This is a genomic window from Paracoccus aerodenitrificans (genome assembly GCF_027913215.1).
GTDB classification, from domain to species: domain Bacteria; phylum Pseudomonadota; class Alphaproteobacteria; order Rhodobacterales; family Rhodobacteraceae; genus Paracoccus; species Paracoccus aerodenitrificans.
On record NZ_CP115784.1, the window covers coordinates 1,800,321 to 1,821,126 of the forward strand.

The window sequence follows — 20,806 nt, forward strand, 5'->3', positions numbered from 1 at the left end:
TCAGGAGATGACCATGGCGATATAACCTCCGACAAGTGCCAGTACCGTGGTAATGGCGTAGGTAATCGGATAGGGGACAGCGGCCACATTGCTTTGCGATTCCTCACAAATCGCGTTCAGGCCGGGTGTACTGTTGCGTGCGCCTGTTGCAGCGCCCGCTGCAATCACCGAATTCAGGTTGAAGAACTTATGCCCGACATAGAAGCCGACAAACGGTGGAACCAGGGCACCAAGCGTACCGATCAACGCAATCCAGACTACGGTAAAGCCCTGGAAAGACTGAATGATCTTTGGACCGACATTAGCGGCGAGCACGGCAACAAACATGTTCAGGCCTATATCCTGAATGAAGGCGCGTGCACCCTCGTCCACCGGGCCACCGAATTCGGGGTTCCGACTGCGGAAATAGGCAACAAAAATGCCGGCAAGCAGACAACCGGCAGAGGTCCCCAAAGCGAAAGGGATACCACCGATAGTGACGCTGATAATGCCGATCAGATAACCTACCGCCATCGCAGCAGTCATATAGCTGACCTCGGTTACGGTGGTGTCCAGAATGGCCCGTCCACCCAGATATTCGGCAGCGGCTTGAACACGGCTGTCGGGGCCGACGACACGCATCACGTCGCCGAAATAGATCACAGTGTCTTCATTGAAGGGAACCTGATTACCTTGCCGGAACAGGGCACGAAGCTGGAGCCCCATTCCAGATTCATGAGCAATCTGTTTCAGCGTCTTGCCGTTAATACCCTTTTTGCCGACCCTGATATCCGCAGCTTCCAGACCGACCTCCCGCGCCAGCGGTTCGTCCACTTCCGGCCCGATAACTTCACCGCTCTTCAGTATCAGATCATGCACATCCGCACGAACACCAACGATGTCGCTCTGCTCCAGAACCGGATCGGTTTTCAGAGGGATCGCTTTGCCATTGCGCACGACACGCAGAATCGGCGCGGCGGGGTAGCTGTCGAAAAGCTGCTGAACCGATTTGCCGATAAGCACTTCATGCTCTACGCGATAGCTGCGAATCTCCGAGGGCGAATAGCCAAGCGTCAGCGCACCTGAGGCACCAGGAACTGGGGCGGAGGCACCGCCGCTCATCTCTATTTCTGCCTCTTTCGCATCCGCAACCGGATCACGACCAAACATGCTCGGAAGATAGCGGATCAGCAGAATGATACCGAGACTGGACAAGATATAGCTGACAGCATAGCCAGCGGCGATATTCGCACCAACCTGTTCAACGCTCATCCCCTCGGGCGGGACATAGGCGCCGCTCTGCATGGCCGAGGTGGCAACTCCGATAATAGCGGTGATGGTGTAGCTGCCCGAGATGATACCCGGCGCGAAGCCCGGCGCCATCCCGACCAGATTTACTCCGCCGACGACGATAATCCAGTTGAGCAGCCATACGATCAGGCCGATGATTATGAAAGCCTTGCCGCCGGATCGTAATCCGGCAAAAAACTGCGGCCCGACCTTCAACCCAAGCGCATACATGAACATGAGCAGGAAGATGGTCGATACAAGCCCGGGCACTGAATAAGTAATGTCATAGGCGACCTTCGCGGTCAGTGAGATCAGAACACCGACAAGAAGCGTTCCGGCGGTCGGACCCAGCGAGATGCCCTTGAAGCTGGCTCGACCAAGCGGATAACCGATAGACAGAGCCAAAAGCAGGAACACGAATTTCTGCTTGTCCAGAAGTTCAAAGAAACCGTGAACTCCTCTTGCGATGACCGAAGGAAAGACCTCCAGAGCCGCGCCACCCGTATCCTGCGCGAGGACCGGCAAAGCAGAGGAAAGAAACGTCAAGGCGACGAGCAGAACGAGAGTGGATGAAATATGAATTCGGCGTAGAAAAACGTGCATGTCATTCTCCGGAATCAAAGGACGTAGTACCGCCTTCCTCGGAGCAGCCGGATCTTGCGGATCCGACTGCGCCGGGTTGCGACTAGTCAGTTGCGACTGCTCAGCATTTCGGAGATGCTTTTGCATGCGCATGAAGTTCGGGCGCTGTTGCCGTACCACCATGCTCTTCCAGGTACTGGCAGGCGTTGATGATGTCCTGGGCAAGTTCACGAATAACCGAGTCGTTCAGATGAGGTCGTACCACGACCCGCAGTGAATTTACGCTCTGGGCATTGGCAGGCATCGAATAGGCAGACAGCACCCAGCCGTTTTCTCGTACTTTTGCAGACAGGTCGAACTCATTAAACTTGGTGACCTCATCCTTTAGCGTCAGCGCGACCACTGGTATCGTCTGGGTCTTGTTCATGATCTCAAAATACCCGCTCTCAAGCAAAAGTTCGCGAAGCAACTCGGCATTATCGACCGTTTTCTGCATGATAACGCGATAACCCTCGCGCCCCGACCGCAGGAATTGGTAGGCCTGCCCGACAATCTGCGCAGCATTCCGGCTGAAATTCAGCGTCGCGGTCGGCGACTCTCCACCCAGATAATTAACATAGAATACAAGATCTTCATTGAAGACTGATCGATCCCGGAAAACGACCCAGCCCAAGCCTGGATAAACAAGCCCAAATTTATGCCCGGATGCATTAATTGATTCAACACGGGGAAGCCGGAAATCCCATTCGTAGTCCGGATAAAGGAAAGGGTGAATGAACCCGCCCGATGCACCATCTATATGCATCGGAACAGAAACACCGCTACGTTTTTCATACTCGTCCAGCCAGTCGTGAATGGCCTTAAAATCGTCATCTTCGCCGGTAAAGGTCTGTCCAGCAATTGCGACGACACAAATCGTATTCTCATCGACATACTCATCAAGCTTGTCCGCAGTCAGTCGATATTCGCCGGGCTCGAGCGGCACGATCCGCGGCTCGACGTCAAAATATTTCATGAACTTTTTCCAGACGATCTGAACATTGCCGCCCGTGACCATGTTGGGCCGGGACGCGTCCTTGCCATCTTTTTCCCGCGCCTGGCGCCAGTTCCATTTATGGGCCAGCCCGGCCAGCATACACGCTTCGGAACTGCCGACACAGGCTGCGCCGTAAGGGGTCGCATCCTTGGGGCCGTTCCACAATTCGTGCAGCATATCCACCATGATCCCTTCGAGTTCATACGATTTGGGATACATGTCGTGATCGATATAGTTCACATGCGCATGTTGAGCCATCAATGCCTGCGCTTCTGGCTCCATATAGGTGGTGACAAAGCTGGAAAGGTTGAGCATCGGGTTGCTGTCGGTCCAGAGATGACTTGCAACGATCGCATGAGCTGCACGTGCAGACATCCCGTTTCTGGGAAAGGCATCGGCCTTCAGGCTTCTTTGAAACTGTACGTAATCGCTTTCGTTCGGGGTGGAACTAGGCTCCAGACCCATTGATTTCGGGCTGTTTGCGTGATTCAGGCTCTGCAAGGAGACCTGATTTATGAGCAACCTTTTCTGGCTGACTGACGCGCAGATGGAGCGTCTGAAACCCTATTTCCCGAAATCCCACGGCAAGCCACGCGTTGACGACCGGCGTGTGCTGAGCGGCATAATATTCATCAATCGTAATGGCTTGCGATGGTGCGACGCGCCGACGGACTACGGCCCCGCCAAGACGCTCTACAACCGCTGGAAGCGCTGGAGCGAGAACGGGACCTTCGCCCGGATCATGGTGGGCCTCGCCGCCGAGAGCGCCGAACACAATACGATCATGATCGACGCGACCTATCTGAAAGCGCACCGCACGGCCTCGAGCCTGCGGGTCAAAAAAGGGGGCGCGGGCGCCAGATCGGGCGAACGAAAGGCGGCATGAACACGAAACTGCACGCCGTCACCGACGCGAAGGGCCGGCCGATAGGGTTCTTCATGTCCGCCGGACAAGTCAGTGATTACACCGGGGCAGCGGCACTTCTGAACAGCCTGCCGGAGGCGGATTGGCTGCTGGCCGATCGGGGCTATGATGCCGACTGGTTCAGAGATGCCTTGAAAAACAAGGGGATAAAGGTTTGCATCCCGGGTCGGAAGTCGCGCAAGAAACCCGTCAAATACGACAAGCGGCGATACAAACGCCGCAACCGCATCGAAATCATGTTCGGCCGACTCAAGGATTGGAGGCGCGTCGCCACCCGATACGACCGTTGCCCCGAGACCTTCTTCTCTGCAATCCTGCTCGCCGCGACCGTCATCTTCTGGTTATGATCAAGAACGAGTCCTGAGCCTAAGATCATCCATCGGTGCGTCCTCCAAAAAAAATGCAGCCATAGTGCAATCCAAAAGCCACACCCAAGCATTTAACATGTAGATTTAGCGCTCGTTTGACTTATGTCATTTATAATAGCGTACGATTATTACCGCCATGATAAGTAATAGATATATTTTATAAACTATTCGCGTGATGACTTCTAAGCTGAACCATTTCGTATTTTTTAATCCTATTAGAAAAATTTTTTCTCTTGATGCGGTCAGAATCAAAAATTAATGGAAAGCCCGACGTCGAAGGCCGCAAACGGCTCTCTGCTGCACGTAAGGACTTCAACGAAGATTTCCTGCTCCGTGGATTCGTCAGATGTGGCTGCTGCGGCAACGCATGACTGCGGCGTGGTCGAAGGGAAAAACCAAGCACTACGCCTATTATCGATGCGAGACGCACGACTGCAAAGCAAAGAGCAAGTCGGTTCCTCGGACAAAGATAGAAGGCGCTTTTGCCGAGATCATGGAAGACCTGTAACCTGTTCGCGAGCTCTCCGAACTCGCGAAGGCCATGCTTCGCGATGCGTGGGATATGCGCCTGGCAATATCAGATGGCGAGAAGTACGAGCTTCAGTCGCAGATCAAGAAAGTAGATCGGGAGATCGAGAGCCTATTGGATCGGATCGTTGATGCCACGAATGCATCGGTCGTCCGCGCCTATGAAGCGCGTATCAAAAAGCTGGAGCGCCAGAAGATCGTACTTGCCGAATGGGTTGAGACAGCCGTACAGCATAAGGGATGGTTAAAGGACTGTATTGCAATCCCCCTGAATTTCCTATCAAACCTTTGGAATATATATAAAAATGGTGACTTCGTCATGCGCCAAATGGTGCTTAGATTGGTCTTTGTGGAACCACTGATATGCGGTCAAAATAGGGCGTATAGAACCACATAATTTTTGTTCCCATTCAACTACTTAGGGAAATCTTCTGGGCCAAAACGAAATGGTGCTGCCGGAGAGATTTGAACTCTCGACCTCTCCCTTACCAAGGGAGTGCTCTACCCCTGAGCTACGGCAGCGCCGGGTGGTCCTGGGACCGTGTGGCGCGATTTAGACGAGGGGGGGAGGCGGCGCAAGGGGCTCGTGCAAGTTTTTCATGTAGAAGCTGTGAAAAACATCCGGGTTATCTTTTTCCGCAACGCCCGCCCGATAGGGCAAGGCTCCTCGGCACGGATACGGGATCACTCGCGGATCTCGTCCGGATCGACTCCCCAGATCGTGTCCTTGCGGACCCATCCGCTCGCGCCGGAACCGGAAATGCGGCACCAGTCGAGATCGCATTTGCCAAGGCGCACAACGGCTCCACCCTCGGCCCGTGCGATCACACCGGCGTTCAGATCGGGGCGCGAGCGAAGATCAACCATATCCTGCTGGATAATGGCTGTTCGGACGCCGGAGATCAGCTGGTAATGGACCCAGCCTCCTGCGCCGTCACGGTCCTCGACCCGGCGCCAGTTTCCGAACTCGCCCACCACGCGAAGCGGCATTCCCGCATGGTTGAACACCCAGTCGATACGGTGCGACAGAGACGGTCCGCGGCGCACATTACCCTGATCGCCTTTCAGCGAGACATAGCGCGGGATCGGCAGACGGGTTACCGGGCCCCGCATCTGCTCGGGCTTGGGGGTGGCGGGATTGGATGCGGTCGGCTGAACCGAGGCAATACGCTCGGGGCGCGCTGCGGGGCGGGTTGTCCCGATCTGGGCCTCGGCGGGAGGAGACACGGTTTCGACCGGAGCCGCCATATTCGCGACGGCGGGATCTTCTTGCGCCGGAGCGTTCTCATTATTCAGAGCATGGGCAGGCGCCAGCAACATCAGCGCCAGCACCGCAGCCGAGCAGCCCATCGCCGCCTTGACCGGAAGGCTGAGATTCCGCCATGCGGAAACAGGCCTGCTCAGCCCTGCCCTCGGATTTCCGGTCCTGCCGATTCCGTTTCTTTTCGCCATGCGATACGCACGACGGAACGACGGAGAGATATGCGCCATCTTCCCTAACCTGCCCTCTGCAACGGCTTGTGCCGTCTTGTGTTCCGCGACTTGCGCCGCCTTGCCTCAATGCCGCATCGTTTTTCTGTACGGCTTTCGGGGTCTTGTGCCTGCGCCCCGATCAAGTGCAGTTTGCAGCAAGTGACGTGAGGTTGAAAGGGAGGAAATCATGAGCGGTGACAAATCCTCGCTGCGTGTGGCCGTTACGCGACGCCTGCCCGAACCGGTTGAATCGAAAATGCGGGAGCTTTTCGATGTCCGCCTGAACGAAGACGATCACCGGATGGACCGCGACGAGCTGCTTGCCCTCATGCAGGACAGCGATGTGATCGTGCCTTCGCTGTCAGACAGGATCGACGGCGAGTTGCTGGAGAAAGCCGGGGAAAGGCTGAAGCTGATCGCGAATTACGGGGTCGGAGTGGATCATATCGATCTGCCGGGTGCCGGGAAGAGGGGCATCCTTGTCACCAACACATCCGGCGTGCTGACCGAGGATACTGCCGATATGACGATGGCGCTGATCATCGCGGTGACCCGGAAGCTCAATCAGGGTATGGCGGTGATGCAGTCGGGCGAATGGGAAGGCTGGTCTCCGACCGCGTTTCTGGGCGGCAGGATCGGAGGCCGCAAGCTGGGTATTCTGGGCATGGGACGGATTGGCCGTGCGGTGGCCCGCCGGGCCCGCGCCTTCGGGATGGAGATCCATTACCACAACCGCAACCGGCTTGACGCGGAATGCGAGAAGGCGCTTCAGGCAAGCTGGTGGGACAGTCTGGATCAGATGCTGGCCCGCGTGGATGTCGTCAGCGTCAATGTCGCGCATACGCCTGCAACATTTCATCTTCTCTCGGCGCGGCGCCTGCACTTGCTGCAACCCGGCGCGGTGGTGATCAACACCTCCCGCGGAGAGGTGATCGACGAAAACGCCCTGACCCGGATGCTTCGCGCCGGTGAGATCGCCGGGGCCGGGCTGGATGTGTACGAACATGGCCATGAGGCCAATCCGAGGCTGCGCAACCTGCCGAATGTGGTCCTGCTGCCGCATATGGGCAGTGCCACGGTCGAAGGCCGGATCGAGATGGGCGAAAAGGTGATCCTGAATATCCGGTCATTCGCCGAAGGGCAGCTTCCGCCGGATCTGCTGAGTCCCGGAGGGATTTAGGGACGCGGCAATTCGGAAAAAAGCGCCGCCCTTTCAGAGACGGCGCTGTTCGTCCTCTGCCTGTGCTCAGATCGTACGCCCGCCATCCACTTCAAGGATCACCCCGGTAATGAAATCGGCTTCGTCCGAGGCAAGGTAAAGCGCGGCATTCGCGATGTCGCGCGGCTGCGAAAGCCTGCCAAGCGGAATGGTGGCGATGAATTTCTCGCGGTTTTCCGGCGTATCGGGGACGCCCATGAACTGCTCCAGAAGCCCGGTCACACCCATGACAGGGGCGATCCCGCAGACACGAATCTTGTCGGGAGCAAGCTCGACCGCAAGCGATCTGGTCATCAGATTCACCGCACCCTTGGATGAGTTATACCAGGTCAGCCCCGGGCGCGGCCTGATCCCTGCGGTCGAGCCGACATTCAGCATCACGCCGCCCCCCTGCTCACGCCAGACCGGGACGCAGCTTTTCGTCATATGGAAGATGGACAGCACGTTGATGTCGTAGATCTTGCGGAATGTTTCCTCATCCGTCTCCATCAGCGGCCGGTTGGGATTGGTCCATCCGGCGTTATTGACAACCACGTCAAGCCGCCCGAATGCGTCACGCGTCTTGTCGACCGCCGCCTGTACATCTTCTGCTTTCGACACGTCGCAGCGTATGGCGATGGCGTTCCGGCCCAGTTCGGCCGCGACGTTCTCGGCACCCTCACCGTTCAGATCGACCACGGCGACCTTTGCGCCCTCGGCGATATAGGTCTCTGCAATGCCCTTGCCGAAACCCGACGCCGCGCCGGTGACCAGCGTTACCTTATCCTGAAGTCTCATCCGGTCTCTCCTTCTTATAAAATATCTCAGCCGTGATGTGTGACGATGGTCTTGATATGCGAGAACTCATGCAGCGCCACGAAGCCTTTCTCGCGGCCATGACCGGATTTGCGGATCCCGCCGAAGGGCAGTTCGACCCCGCCGCCCGCACCATAGCCATTCACGAAGACCTGCCCGCAGCGCATCGCCTTGGCCACGCGCTGCTGACGCCCGCCGTCGCGGCTCCAGACCGAGGCGACAAGCCCGTATTCCGTGCCATTCGCGATGCGGATCGCCTCGGCCTCATCCTCGAAGGGGATCACGGCCATGACCGGGCCGAACACCTCTTCCTGCGCGATCCGGGAGCCGGGCTCACAGGGGCCGAACACCACCGGGGCGACGTAATACCCGCCATCCGGCGCATTTGCCGCGACCGAGCCGCGTGCGATGACCGGCGCTCCGGCCTCCTTAATATATGTCTCGACGCGTTTTTTCTGCCGCGCACTGATCAGCGGCCCCAGAACCGCATCTTCGCCGGAATCGGAAGCCTCGATCGTTTCGAATTTCTCTTTCAGCCGCGAGACGACCTCATCGTAAACACCCTTCTGGATCAGCACACGCGTTCCCGCCGAACAGGTCTGGCCGCCATTCTGGATCAGCGCATTGACCAGAAACGGCATCGCCGCATCCAGATCGGCATCGTCGAACACGATCTGAGGGGATTTGCCGCCAAGTTCCAATGTACAGCCGATAAAGTTTTTCGCCGCCGCGACCTGGATCATCACGCCGACCTCGGGCGAGCCGGTGAATGAGATGAAATCAATGCCGCGATGTTCGGACAGCGCCTTCCCGGCGGTTTCCCCGCGCCCGGTCACGATATTGATCGCTCCCGGAGGAAACCCGGCCTCAACGGATAAGGCGCCGATGCGCAAGGCGGTCAGGCAGGCATCCTCGGCGGGTTTCAGGACGGTCGCGTTCCCCATTGCCAGTGCCGGCGCGACCGAGCGGCCGAACATCTGCGCCGGATAGTTCCACGGGATGATATGCCCGGTCACGCCATGCGGTTCGCGCTGCACCTCGACATTATAGCCGGTCATGAACGGAATTATCTCGCCATGAACCTTGTCCGCCGCACCGCCGTAATATTCGAAGTAACGCGCAGTCACGGCCATATCGGCGCGGGCCTGCTTGATCGGCTTGCCGTTATCGCGGCTCTCAAGCTGCGCCAGTGCCTCGGCATTCTCCGAGATCAGCGCCGAGAGCTTCAGCATCAGCCTGCCCCGTTCAGCAGCGCTGAGCCTGCCCCATTCGCCATCGTCAAAGGCCGCGCGGGCGGCTGAAACGGCGGCGTCTATGTCCGCCGCATCGCTGTCGGCGATTTCCGAGAAAGGCTTTCCGTCAATCGGAGACAGCACCTCCATCACCTTGCCCGATTGGGCAGGCACCCATTCATTATTGATCAGATTAAGCGGTTCCGGCAGCGTCAGCCCTGTCTTGCTCATGATGTCATCCTATGCGTTCTCGGTTGTCGGCTCCAGCGAGCCCTCTGTGACCTCGCCGCGCTCGATCACCAGCGTACGGTCGGCGAATCCGCGCAACAGCGCAGGGTTGGATTCGGTGACGATCAGCGTGACCGAGCGGTCGGCGTCACGCAGCGCCCGCAGCGCCTCGGCATAACGATGCGCAAGCGCCGGGGCGAGACCCTGAAACGGCTCATCCAGCATGACAAGCCGCGTTCCCAGCATCAGCGCACGGGCCAGAGCCACCATCTTGCCCTGCCCGCCCGAAACATTCCCCGCCGGGCGCTGCGCCATATCCTTCAACTCGGGCAGGATCGAATAGGCGCGTTCAAGACGCCGCCTTGTTTCATCCGCACCAAGTTTGGCGGTCTGCGCCGGAAGAAGCAGATTTTCCTCGACCGTGAAGGCCGAGAACAGCCGCCGGTCCTCGGGTGCATAGCCGATCCCAAGCCCGGGGCGCTTCGACGGAGCCATCCCCTCGATCCGGTCGCCATGAAAAAGGATCTCGCCAGTGACCTTGGTGAACCCCATGATACTGCGCAGAAGCGTGGTCTTGCCTGCCCCGTTGCGCCCGATCAGCGCCACGGTTTCGCCCGCATCTATGCTGAAATCCAGATTGCGCAGAATCGGCATGATCCCGATCGCGGCATCGACATTCTTCAATTGCAGCATCAGACCACCTCTCCGATCACGTCGCGGATCACGTCGGGATGTTTCAGCACTTCTTCAGGCGTGCCGCGCAATTGCACATTGCCCGAGTTCCACACTGCCACCTCATCGGCATAGCGCTGGACGATCCCCATATCATGCTCGACAAAAACCGACGTCACCTCGGCCTCGGCAAGGGCCTTCACGAGGATTTCCATCACCCCGTGTTTTTCCGAGGATGCGACGCCCGATGTCGGCTCATCCATCAGCAGAAGCTTCGGCTTCAGGGCAAGGGCGACGGCGATGTCGATCAGCTTGCGCTGCCCTTCGGAAAGTTCAATCACCGGACGGTCGGCGACATCGGAGCAATTCACCAGCTCCAGCAGGCGCATCACCTCATCCTGCTGAGGGATCCTGCCAAGCGGCATGAGCGGTTTGCGCAGCCCCTCCCGCGCCGCGACCGAGATCAGCAGATTTTCCCGTGCGGTATGTTCGGTGAAAAGCTGAGGGATCTGAAAGGCACGGGCGACGCCGTGCTGCACGATCCTGCGCGGAGGCAGAGGCGTGATGTCCCTGCCCTCGAACAGAACCTGCCCGCGTGTCGGTTTGATCCAGCCGGTGCAGATATTCAGGAAGGTCGTCTTGCCCGCCCCGTTCGGCCCGATAATAGCGAGGTTACGGCCTGCCTCGATGGTCAGAGAGACATTATCCGCCGCAACCACCCCGCCGAACTGGATCACCAGATTGCGGGTCTCCAGCAAGGGTGCCGTCATCGTCCTGCCTCCGTCTTGTCGCCCCGGCTCAGGCGGATATCCTCCAGAAAGCCGATCACGCCCCGCGGTGCGAACAGGATGATGACCAGCAGGAAGGCTCCAAGCAGCATCTGCCAGACATCGCCCGCAAAGGCTGCGGCGTAAACCCGGACGAATTCATAGATCATCGCCCCGATAAATGCGCCCCGGACCGAGCCCGCGCCCCCCAGAACCGCGATGAACACCATCTCGCCCGAGCGGACCCACCACGCATATTCCGGCGTCACGACACCCTGCGCAATCCCCATCAGGATGCCGCCCGTGCCGCACAGCACCGCCGACAGCATATAGCCGCGCAGCAATGCTGTTTGCGGCGAGACGCCCAGATATTCCAGCCTTGTCTCATTGGTCTTGACGGTTCTGAATAATTGCCCGGTTGGCGAATCCAGCCAGCGGATCGCGAACCATCCCAGAGCGAAGACCAGAACCACCGTCACATAGAACAGGATCAGCTCGAAATCATGGCGGCCCAGTTCCTCGCCGAAGATCGCGGGGCGCGGCAGTCTTTTGCCGTCCGCACCTCCGGTGATGTGATAGAATTTCTCAAGGATCGACCAGAAGATCATCGAGAAGGCCAGGTTGAGCATCCCGAAGAAGATCCCGCGATAGCGTACCACGAACAGCCCGACGAAGAACCCGGCAACAGCCGCGCCGACAATCCCCGCGATCAGCACGAGGATCAGTTCCGCCCCGGGCATCGCCGCCAGCAGGAACGCGCCGGAATAGGCGGCAACGGCAAAATACAGCGCGTGGCCGAAGGACACCTGTCCCGCACGCAGAAGCACGGTCACTCCGGCAACCGCCAGCCCCTTGGCCAGTGCAAGATTCACCAGAAGCTGCGCCGAGGGTGCCAGATAGGGAACCAGCAGCAGCAATATTGCCGCGACAATCGGAAGAATGGTCTTGATATTCATCTGTTGCTCCGGACCGGTTGGCAGGCGGGGCTGAGTTTCATGCAGGACATGGCGGTTCAGATCTTACGCGCCGAAGGGCTGCCGAAAAGCCCCTCGGGCCGGACAAGCAGAACCAGAACCATGATCAGATACGGCACCAGCGATGCGGCCTCGGGCCAGATATAGACCGCAAAGGACCGGCCCAGTCCGATCATCAGCGCGGTTACGGCGGCACCGCCGATCTGACCAAGCCCGGCCGTCGCAACGACCGCGAAGGACAGCACGATCATATCCGCTCCCATCCCGGGAAGGATTGAGGTAGTCGGCGAGGCAAGCGCCCCGCCAAGCCCGGCCAGAGCCGCGCCAACGATAAAGGTCAGCAGGAAAACCCGGTCGGCGTCGATACCTATGGATTGCGCGGCCTCTCGGTCCTCGGTCGTGGCCATGATCAGCTTGCCGATGACCGTGTGCCGCAGGAAGAAGCGCAGCCCGATCAGCAGGCCAAGCGCGACAAGCGGCAGCAGGATGAGCTGATACACTGTATAGGTCACACCGAACACGGTGACATTTCCAAGCGATTGCAGCGCGGCGGCCTGAAAATAGGGCTGCGAGCCCCAGACCAGCCGCTGAACATCCTCAAGAATCATGAACACGGCAAATGTGACCAGAAGCTGAAGCACCTCGGGCTTGTCATAGATGCGGCGCAACAGCAGCCACTCTATCGGGCCGCCAAGGATCACACCAATCAGAACCGCCGAAACCAGCATCAGCGGCAGGGTCAGCAGAGGCGGCGCCCCCGCCGCAAGCGCCACCCCGGTCAGCGTGACCGTCAGATAGGCTCCGATCGCATAGAGTGACCCATGCGCGATGTTCAGGATCCGCATCACCCCGAAGATCAGTGTCAGACCAAGCGCCACGACAAAGACCTGCGCGGCATAGGCGATCCCGTCGAACAGAGCGAGGATAAAGAGCGTCATATTCATGCAGACAGCTTTCCGGCTTGCGGCGGCTACGGTCCCGGGGCGGAGATCTCCCCCGCCCCGGAACAGCGATCAGTTTTCGTAGGTCTCGGACCCTGCGCTTTCCGCGAAGCTGCTGTCCAGAGAGCCGACCCATTCGATGGAATCCTCGCCCACCGGCGCTGTCAGATCGTCGCCATCATAGATCACGATATTTTCCAGCGTGGCGAAAGGATATTCACCGGACTGAACCGAGGTCCCCATAAGCTGATCCTCGATGCCCTGATTATCCTCGCGGATGGTGATCGGGTTGCCATAGCCTTGGAATTCCAGCCCTTCCATCGCCGCCAGAAGCTGATCCTCATCCGGCCATGCACCGCCATTTTCCTCGATGGCCCTAGCATAAACCGCCTCAAGCGCGGCGAAGGCCTGCGCCATGTGAAAGACCGAATAGATCGGGACGCTGCCGGTGCTTTCCTGGAACTGATCAACAAAATCCTTGAAATCCTGATCGTCGCGGCGTGCCGGGTGCAGGAAATAGTGATCGCCCCGCGCCCCCACGATGTGACCCGCAGGCAGGCTGGAGCCGAGCCGTTCCAGAGAGGATTCCGCCAGCGGCAGCACGAAGGTCGAGCTGTTCATCAGCCCCCGCTGCGATGCCTGCTGAACGAATGTGTCCAGATCCCCGCCCCATGAGGTCGACAGGATCACATCCGGGCGCAGCCCCTGAAGCCGTGAAATCTCGGTCGAGAAATCCGCCGAGCCGAATTTCGGGAAAAACTCGCCCACCACCTCGACATCGGGCTTCATCGCCTTCAGCGCGGTCGAGAAGATATCCCAGCTATCCCGCCCCCAGGCATAATCCTGATTGACGACGGCGATTGTCGAAAAATCGGGTTTTTCCTGAAGCAGATACAGCACGGCGGCCAGCATCTCGGGCGTGGCATTGGCCTGGGTGCGGAAGACATATTTGTAATCGTCCTCTTCGAATATCCGCTGCGTCCCGCAATCCCACAGGAAATTCGGAACCTGAAGATCTTCCGCCAACGGCGCGATGGTGGTGCAGTTCCCCGATGAAATCGCGGCGAACATCACATCGACATTCTCGCTTTCGACCAGCCGGCGAAACTCCGAGGTCAGCGTCTCGGCGCCCGCTCCCTCGTCGATATAGGAGACCTCGACCGGCACGCCTTCAATGCCGCCAGCCTCATTGATATTCTTGACGATCAGATCCGCAGCGTCCCGCGCCGGAACGCCAAAGACCGAGGCCGATCCGGTCAGGAATGTCGCAATCCCGATCTTGATCGATTCCGGTTTTTCCTGAGCGAAGGCGGCGAATGGTAAACTGGCGCAGATCAGCGTCGTACCCAGCAGTTTTTTCATGTCATTTCCTCCCGTTTCTGATCTCATCCGACGACCCGGGCCGGGTGGCCGGAATATGTCCTGCGGTCAGCCCGTCGCGGCGAACCGGCATGCTGCCCACCCCTCCCCCGGGTCATGTCCGTGCAGCGGAACAGACTTCAGACTAGGCGAGCATTCCGAACCCGGCCAATAGCTTGCGGTGATTTCAGCCATAGCTTTGCGATATGGGAACTTCGGAACTATTCTATATCCGACAATGACCGACATAAGATCGGCGGAAGATCTCATGGGAGGAGAGAGATGAAGATAACAGCAGCCGTGCTGGAGCAAAGCGGGATATCGTCAGGTTTCGAGGCCGCCAAGGCGCTGACCGTCCGCGAGGTCGAGCTTGCCGCCCCCGAGCGGGGCGAGGTGCTGATCCGGTTGGCCGCTGCCGGGGTCTGTCACTCGGATCTGTCGGTCATCAACGGTGACCGTCCCCGCCCTGTGCCGATGGTGCTCGGCCACGAAGCCTCGGGCTATGTCGAGCAGGTCGGCCCCGGTGTCGAGGATCTGAGCCCCGGCGATCATGTCGTCTGCATCTTCGCCCCCGGCTGCGGACATTGCCTGCCCTGCGCCGAAGGCCGCCCTGCCCTATGCACGGTCGCCGCGAAACATCACGGCATGGGAGAGCTGATGACCGGTGCGCGTCGTCTGTCGATGGATGGCAAGCCGGTCAATCACCATGTCGGCGTGTCCGGTTTCGCAACCCATGCCGTCTTGGCGCGGCCCTCTCTGGTCAAGGTCGATGCCGGGATTCCGCCGCATATCTCGGCGCTGTTTTCCTGTGCCATGCTGACCGGGGCTGGTGCCGTCTTCAACACCGCCCATATCGCTCCGGGCGCGACGGTTGCAGTGTTCGGCCTTGGCGGGGTCGGGCTTTCGGCGATCCTCGGCGCGGCTGCCGCCGGAGCCGGTGAGATCATTGCCATCGACACATTCGACGCGAAGATGGACACCGCCCGCGAGATGGGCGCGACGCAGACCGTGAAGGCCGACAGCAGCACCGCCGATGCAATCCGCGACCTGACTTCGGGCGGGGTGGATTATGCGCTGGAATTCGCGGGCAGTGCGACGGCGCTTGAAACCGCATGGAAAGCGACGCGACGCGGCGGCATGACCGTCACGGCAGGTCTGGCGCACCCCGATGCCAGAATGCCGCTGAACGTGCTTCAGCTTGTCGCGGAAGAACGGGTGCTGAAAGGCAGCTATATCGGCTCTTGCGTGCCGCAACGCGATCTGCCGCGCATGTTGTCGCTTTACGCGAAAGGCAAGCTGCCGGTCGAGAAAATGCTGACTCACCGGCTCCGGCTGGACCAGATCAATCTGGCAATGGACCAGTTGAATGACGGCACGGCGATCCGACAGGTGATCGAGTTCGGCTGACCTATGGATATCAGACAGCTCCGCTATTTCCTCGCGATCGCGAATGCACCCTCGATTTCGGCAGCCGCGCAGGCGGTTGGCGTCGCACAGCCTTCGCTTTCACTTCACATCCAGCGTATGGAAGAAGAACTGGGCGTTCGTCTGCTGGACCGTTCATCGCGGGGCGCGGCCCTGACCGAAGAGGGGCTGGCGCTTTCGGAACATGCCCGCAAGATCTGCGACGATCTGGACCGCTGCATCGCGGATATGCGCGAAATCGGCAACTCCGTGCGCGGTCAGGTGAACTTTGGAATGCCGCCCTCGGTGTCGATGGTGATGTCGGTGCCGCTGGCGGAAACCGTGCGCGTCGATCTGCCGGAGGTGAAACTCCGCGCCATCGAGGCAATGAGCGGGTATCTGAAGAACTGGATGATGGATGCCACGGTCGATATGGCGTTCCTCTATGATCTCGAAGACGCCACGCGGCTGAGCGCCGAACATGTGCTGAGCGAGGAAATCTGGTTCTACTCCGCCCCGGATGCCTGGCCGCTGGACACGCCGCCGGGTACACCGGTTCCGCTGCGCCAGCTTGAGGGGCTCGACATGATCCTTCCCTCGAACGGTCTGCGCCGCCTGATCGACCGCGCCACGGCAGAGAACGATGTGCAGCTTCGGGTGGTCATCGAAATGGACGCGCTGACACAGATCAAGGAGTTGGTCGCGCGTGGTTCGGGCTATACAATGTTCGCACCCGCCGCGGCTCAGGATTTCGTGGCACGGGGCGAGTTGCTGCGTGCGCCCATCGTCGAGCCCGAGATTACGCGTCCGGTCTATCTTGTTTACGACCCGGCCCGCATCACCACCCGCGCCTGCCGTTCGGTTCGCGATGTGACGCTGGATGTCGCACGCGAGTTGGTGCGGCGCGGGATCTGGGAAGGCACACTGACCTGAGGCCAACCGGAAAGGCTGAAAAAAAACGGCGGGCGACTCCCGGGCCGCCCGCCAGTCGGGGAAGTATCCTAGCGGATCGCGATGGGATTGATGATCATCTGCACCGCGCCCTGAACACGCGCCTGCCCAAGCACGAACAGGAATTCATGGACCTGATCGCGGGCAAGTTCCCGCGTATCCATATTCTCCAGCAGATAAATCCCGTTCTCGGGTTGCAGAATCTGGTGAACGCGGAACGCTTCGCCTTCCGTCTCGGCGGGAACGACCTCAAGCCCCCATGTGTCGGCCCCAACGGCCATTACGCCCAGATCGGCAAGATATTCCGCACCGCTGACACCGAGACCGGGTTCGGTCGATCCGAAACGCTCAGGATCGGCCCCTTCGCCATCCAGAAGATTCATCCAGTTCGAGTTGAACAGCAAGACATCGCCCTCACGAAGCTCGACACCCTGCTGTTCCGCCGCCGCCTGAATATCCTCGGCGGTATAGGCCGTGCCGGAATCTACCATATCAGTGCCATAGAACGCGGCCATATCCAGCATCACGCCCCGGCCCACCAGCCCGGGCAGTTTTTCCAGACCAAGCTGTTCCAGCCCCGATGCCTTGGCGAAATCATCCAGCTTCCGCCCGCCATAATAGACATGATCCACACCGGCATGACCAAGCCCGTCAATCTGCGACCCGATCCCCAGCCAGCCCATGAAGATGTCGTCATTATAGGTGAAGGCATTATCGCCCAACCCGCTATTCGTCGCCTGATTGGGCTGCAACACGGTCAGCGACAGCGAGCGCGGCGGAAAAGCGGGTGTCTCGGGACCCGTCACCATGCCAAGGCTGTAGACCTTGCCTTCGGTGACCAGTTGCGCGGCCGCAAGCACAGAGTCCGGCGTCATCAGATTGGCCGAACCAAGCTCATCATCGGCACCCCATTTCGAGGTCATCCAGTCCTCTTGCCCGGCCTGCGCGTCCCCGGCGGCGGGTTGTTCACCGGCATCCTGCGCCAGAGCGGGCCATGCAGAAAGGGCCAGAACCGACCCCGCCAATGCTGCACATACGGAAAAAATACGCCTGTCCATCCTGTCTCCTCCCCAAAACCGGATATCTGAAGATCGTAGGACCGGGCCGCGCTGATCACCTCATATGAAAATACTGCACCTGCTAAAACCTTCCGCTATGGCACCTGAATGACCGCGCAGCCGCAAAGCGGTGTCTCACCACCGTTTTGCGCAACCCGCCCGGCCCGGAAACACGCTTGCCACAACGAATTCTACCGATCATCCTGAGCCTGCACACAGAGAAAGACGGCATTTGGACTCGAGGCAGCTCAGATATTTCCGTGAGATTATCGAAAGCGGTTCGCTCAGCGCCGCGGCCCGTTCGCTCAGCGTTGCGCAGCCATCCTTGTCGCAGCTTGTCCGCAATCTGGAGCATGAGCTTAACGTCGAATTGCTTATCAGGACCGCTCGGGGGATTTCCGCAACCGAGGCCGGACAGCGGCTTTATCGTCACGCCTGCCTGATCGAAGCGCAGCTTGAAGAGGCCCGCGACGATGTTGTCAGCGCAGGTTCCGAACCTTCGGGCCGGGTCGTGTTCGGCGTCCCGCCGACTGTTGCGATGGCGCTGCTGATCCCGATTGCCGAGACGATCCGGCTGGAAATGCCCCGCGTGCGGTTTCGGGCGATCGAAGCCATGACCGGGCATTTGCGGGAATGGCTGATGAATGGCGATATCGACATGACGCTGCTGTATGACAATACCAATATCGGCAATTGCAGCTCATCCATTCTGGTCGCCGAGGATCTTTGTTTCTATTCCTCGCCTCAGGACTGGCCCTTCCCGACCGCACCGGGACAGCCTGTCGGGCTGGATATGATCGCCGAAACCGATCTTGTCCTGCCCTCGGAACGCCACGGACTGCGCAGCTTCATTGAGCGGATTGCAAGGATGCAGCATCTCTCGCTGAATGTTGCCATCGAGATCGACTCGCTCAGCCAGATCAAGGCGCTTGTCGCGCGAGGCTCCGGCTATACGATCCTGTCTCCAGCGGCCGTGCAGGATATGGTGGCGGATCACCAGCTGGTCGGTGCGCCAATCGGATCGCCGCAGCTTCGCCGTCATATCTATCTGGTGCGCTCTGCGTCGCGACCTCTGACGGTTGCCAGCCGCCGAACGGAACAGATCTGCCGCGAGGTCGTGGCCGATCTGGTAGACCGCAAGATATGGAAAGCGCATCTGCCCGCCGGATAAGGCGTCCTCAGCTTTCGCGGGACCCCAGAAACGCACCCAGATCACGCGCCGTGACGCCGTCCAGATCCTCAAAACGCTGCCACAGCGTTTGGCCCGCCGTCCCAAGCAGTGCTTCGGCCTTGTTCCGCAGCTTGTCGGCCAGCATCTGTTCCGGCAGCACGGCATCCAGATCATGCGCAAGCTCAAGCCGGGTTCCGTCGCGCAGCGTCACCGTCAGCCCGGCCTGCATATCGCTCAGCCGGTCATCCCCTGTCACCGTGACCTTCCCGGCAAAATCGGCAAGCGCCGTGTCCGAGGCGGTCTCATTGGTATAGATCCCGTCATCTCCGGTGCGGTCGCCCCGGATCGCCATTCCCGCAAGCCAGGCATAGCTGAACTTGACCTCAAGCCCGGTACGGGGCGTTTTCAGGTCGCACACACGCAGCCATCTTGGATTGGCCCGAACCTCCAGCCCTGCCACATTGCCAAGGTCGGAACCCTTCAGATCCTCACTGCCGATAATCGCCTCGATCATGGCATGGGTGCCGTGGCAACAGGCATGGAGCTTATATTTATTATCCCCGAACAGGAACGCCTCTTCAGGCGGCGGCATCAGTCCGGCACTGGCATCGGGCTTCGGCGAATGGGTCGGAACGAACCCCTGCACGCCCATCAGCCCGTCATCCGCCGAACTCATCCCAAGAGCGGCAAGCGCGGCGCATTCGACTCCGTTCGACGCCGCGATCCCTGCGTTATAGGGTTTGCCCATCGTACCGAATTGCGATTTCAGACCCGAGGCCCGCGTCGCGCAAAGACCAAGCGCCGCCCGCATCTGCCCCTCATCCAGCCCATAGAGACGGCCCGCCGCGACCGTCGCCCCGAAGGCTCCGGCAGTCGCGGTCTGATGAAAGCCCAGATTGTAATGCGCACTGCCAAGCACCAGCCCGATGCGAATGGCGCTTTCCGCACCCAACAGGAACGCATCGACCACCTGCGTCGCAGTGGCTCCTCTTTCTTCACCCGCCGCCAGTGCTGCCGGGTAAATACCGACCGATAAATGCCCGATATGCGCGAAATGCGTGTCGTCATAATCAAGCGCATGGCTGGTGGCACCATTGACCAGGGCCGCAGCCCGCGCCGGAGCAGCCCGCCCACCCAGAACGGATGCAACGCCACGACCTGCCTCATCCCCGATCAGCCTGCGCAGCTTGATCGCCAGCGGCTCATCAACCGCCGCCAGCCCGCAGGCCATCCAGTCCAGCAGCGACAATCCCGCAAGCCGCCTTGCCCGGTCCGGCAGCGCGGTCCGGGGGAATGCCGCCAAAGCGACAACCATATCGATCAGTGAGCCTTCGCGTGCATATTTCATGTAAAAACCCTAACAGCTTTCCCGCATCTGACAATGCGCCCCCGCAGAGCCAGAGGAAACCGGCACCGCCGTCATAGCATGGCGCGATAGCAGTCGCCCAAGCCGGGGAAACCCGCCAGATGAAACATTCCCGCCGTTGATGCGTTGTCGTGCCACGCTACAACCGGAGGAAATATCATGACCATCGCACGCGTCACCGAAATTTCGGCCACATCCGCGACCGGCTTCGAGGATGCCATTCGTGCCGGCATCGACCGCGCCAATAACACGCTTCGCAATGTCAAAGGGGCGTGGGTCAAGGAACAATCCGTCGACTGCGACGGCGGAAAGATCACCAGCTATCGCGTCAATCTGATGGTCACTTTCGTTCTCGACGACTGACCCCTCGCATTTTCTGCAGCAGACAGGCTGCAAGGCTCCGTCCTGACAGGGCGGGGCCTTTTTTTATGTCGCGAGGTCAGCGCAGGGAGGGCGCGATACCGGCCAAAGCCCCGGCAAAAAATCAG

At 59.6% G+C, this 20,806-nt stretch carries 19 protein-coding genes and 1 tRNA gene; 7 read left to right on the top strand and 13 right to left on the bottom strand.

Annotation, left to right across the window (positions count from 1 at the left end):
• Positions 1-1,998 carry an aspartate:alanine exchanger family transporter gene (locus tag PAE61_RS10230; protein ID WP_271112291.1) on the bottom strand — a complete coding sequence of 666 codons (1,998 nt, stop codon included), beginning with the start codon at positions 1,996-1,998 and terminating at the stop codon, positions 1-3.
• Positions 1,973-3,388, bottom strand: coding sequence for a glutamate decarboxylase (gene gad / locus PAE61_RS10235; protein ID WP_271112292.1), 1,416 nt, complete (start codon positions 3,386-3,388; stop codon positions 1,973-1,975). Before gad ends, PAE61_RS10230 begins: the two co-directional genes overlap by 26 nt.
• A 13-nt stretch (positions 3,389-3,401) precedes the next feature.
• Here gad and PAE61_RS10240 point away from each other — a divergent pair.
• Together PAE61_RS10240 and PAE61_RS10245 are read left to right on the top strand one after the other, a co-directional pair.
• A protein-coding gene (locus PAE61_RS10240) for an IS5 family transposase (protein ID WP_271112274.1) occupies positions 3,402-4,159 on the top strand; the annotation gives its coding sequence in 2 pieces (ribosomal slippage) (positions 3,402-3,738 and positions 3,738-4,159; 759 coding nt in all).
• Positions 4,160-4,721: 562 nt separating this feature from the next.
• Complete coding sequence (locus tag PAE61_RS10245) at positions 4,722-5,105, top strand: hypothetical protein (protein ID WP_271112293.1); 384 nt, start codon at positions 4,722-4,724, stop codon at positions 5,103-5,105.
• A 50-nt stretch (positions 5,106-5,155) separates the two neighbouring features.
• Here the strand turns inward: PAE61_RS10245 and PAE61_RS10250 are convergent.
• Positions 5,156-5,230, bottom strand: a tRNA-Thr gene (locus PAE61_RS10250).
• A gap of 162 nt (positions 5,231-5,392) precedes the next feature.
• Positions 5,393-6,199: an SH3 domain-containing protein gene (locus PAE61_RS10255; protein WP_271112294.1), complete on the bottom strand. Its 807-nt coding sequence runs from the start codon at positions 6,197-6,199 to the stop codon at positions 5,393-5,395.
• 169 nt (positions 6,200-6,368) lie between these two features.
• Between PAE61_RS10255 and PAE61_RS10260 the strand changes: the two genes are divergently transcribed.
• Positions 6,369-7,361, top strand: coding sequence for a 2-hydroxyacid dehydrogenase (locus PAE61_RS10260; RefSeq protein WP_271112295.1), 993 nt, complete (start codon positions 6,369-6,371; stop codon positions 7,359-7,361).
• Positions 7,362-7,427: 66 nt separating this feature from the next.
• Here PAE61_RS10260 and PAE61_RS10265 read toward each other — a convergent pair whose 3' ends face one another.
• The 7 genes from PAE61_RS10265 to PAE61_RS10295 all read right to left on the bottom strand — a co-directional run bounded on the left by PAE61_RS10265 (position 7,428) and on the right by PAE61_RS10295 (position 14,371).
• Positions 7,428-8,177, bottom strand: coding sequence for an SDR family oxidoreductase (locus PAE61_RS10265; RefSeq protein WP_271112296.1), 750 nt, complete (start codon positions 8,175-8,177; stop codon positions 7,428-7,430).
• A gap of 26 nt (positions 8,178-8,203) precedes the next feature.
• On the bottom strand, positions 8,204-9,658 hold the full coding sequence (locus PAE61_RS10270; RefSeq protein WP_271112297.1) for an aldehyde dehydrogenase family protein: 1,455 nt from the start codon (positions 9,656-9,658) through the stop codon (positions 8,204-8,206).
• Positions 9,659-9,667: 9 nt separating this feature from the next.
• Positions 9,668-10,348, bottom strand: a complete 681-nt coding sequence (locus PAE61_RS10275; protein ID WP_271112298.1) for an ABC transporter ATP-binding protein — start codon at positions 10,346-10,348, stop codon at positions 9,668-9,670.
• The gene (locus PAE61_RS10280) at positions 10,348-11,097 is read right to left on the bottom strand and encodes an ABC transporter ATP-binding protein (protein WP_271112299.1); all 750 of its coding nucleotides are present in this window, start codon (positions 11,095-11,097) and stop codon (positions 10,348-10,350) included. The genes PAE61_RS10275 and PAE61_RS10280 overlap by 1 nt, the downstream gene beginning before the upstream one ends.
• Positions 11,094-12,050: a branched-chain amino acid ABC transporter permease gene (locus tag PAE61_RS10285; protein WP_271112300.1), complete on the bottom strand. Its 957-nt coding sequence runs from the start codon at positions 12,048-12,050 to the stop codon at positions 11,094-11,096. Before PAE61_RS10285 ends, PAE61_RS10280 begins: the two co-directional genes overlap by 4 nt.
• 56 nt (positions 12,051-12,106) lie before the next feature.
• Positions 12,107-13,012 carry a branched-chain amino acid ABC transporter permease gene (locus PAE61_RS10290; protein WP_271112301.1) on the bottom strand — a complete coding sequence of 302 codons (906 nt, stop codon included), beginning with the start codon at positions 13,010-13,012 and terminating at the stop codon, positions 12,107-12,109.
• A 69-nt stretch (positions 13,013-13,081) separates the two neighbouring features.
• Positions 13,082-14,371, bottom strand: a complete 1,290-nt coding sequence (locus PAE61_RS10295; protein ID WP_271112302.1) for an ABC transporter substrate-binding protein — start codon at positions 14,369-14,371, stop codon at positions 13,082-13,084.
• Between the two features lie 279 nt (positions 14,372-14,650).
• On the opposite strand from PAE61_RS10295, the gene PAE61_RS10300 reads away from it, so the two are divergent.
• Together PAE61_RS10300 and PAE61_RS10305 are read left to right on the top strand one after the other, a co-directional pair.
• On the top strand, positions 14,651-15,775 hold the full coding sequence (locus PAE61_RS10300) for a zinc-binding dehydrogenase (protein ID WP_271112303.1): 1,125 nt from the start codon (positions 14,651-14,653) through the stop codon (positions 15,773-15,775).
• Positions 15,776-15,778: 3 nt separating this feature from the next.
• Positions 15,779-16,705 (top strand): LysR substrate-binding domain-containing protein, encoded by a 927-nt coding sequence (locus PAE61_RS10305; protein ID WP_271112304.1) that lies wholly within the window; start codon positions 15,779-15,781, stop codon positions 16,703-16,705.
• 68 nt (positions 16,706-16,773) lie between these two features.
• Here PAE61_RS10305 and PAE61_RS10310 read toward each other — a convergent pair whose 3' ends face one another.
• Positions 16,774-17,781: a cyclase family protein gene (locus tag PAE61_RS10310; protein WP_271112305.1), complete on the bottom strand. Its 1,008-nt coding sequence runs from the start codon at positions 17,779-17,781 to the stop codon at positions 16,774-16,776.
• Positions 17,782-18,013: 232 nt separating this feature from the next.
• On the opposite strand from PAE61_RS10310, the gene PAE61_RS10315 reads away from it, so the two are divergent.
• Positions 18,014-18,952: a LysR substrate-binding domain-containing protein gene (locus PAE61_RS10315; protein ID WP_271112306.1), complete on the top strand. Its 939-nt coding sequence runs from the start codon at positions 18,014-18,016 to the stop codon at positions 18,950-18,952.
• 7 nt (positions 18,953-18,959) lie between these two features.
• Here PAE61_RS10315 and PAE61_RS10320 read toward each other — a convergent pair whose 3' ends face one another.
• On the bottom strand, positions 18,960-20,300 hold the full coding sequence (locus tag PAE61_RS10320; RefSeq protein WP_271112307.1) for an MmgE/PrpD family protein: 1,341 nt from the start codon (positions 20,298-20,300) through the stop codon (positions 18,960-18,962).
• 177 nt (positions 20,301-20,477) lie between these two features.
• On the opposite strand from PAE61_RS10320, the gene PAE61_RS10325 reads away from it, so the two are divergent.
• Positions 20,478-20,681 (top strand): dodecin family protein, encoded by a 204-nt coding sequence (locus PAE61_RS10325; protein ID WP_271112308.1) that lies wholly within the window; start codon positions 20,478-20,480, stop codon positions 20,679-20,681.
• Positions 20,682-20,806 lie beyond the last annotated feature (125 nt).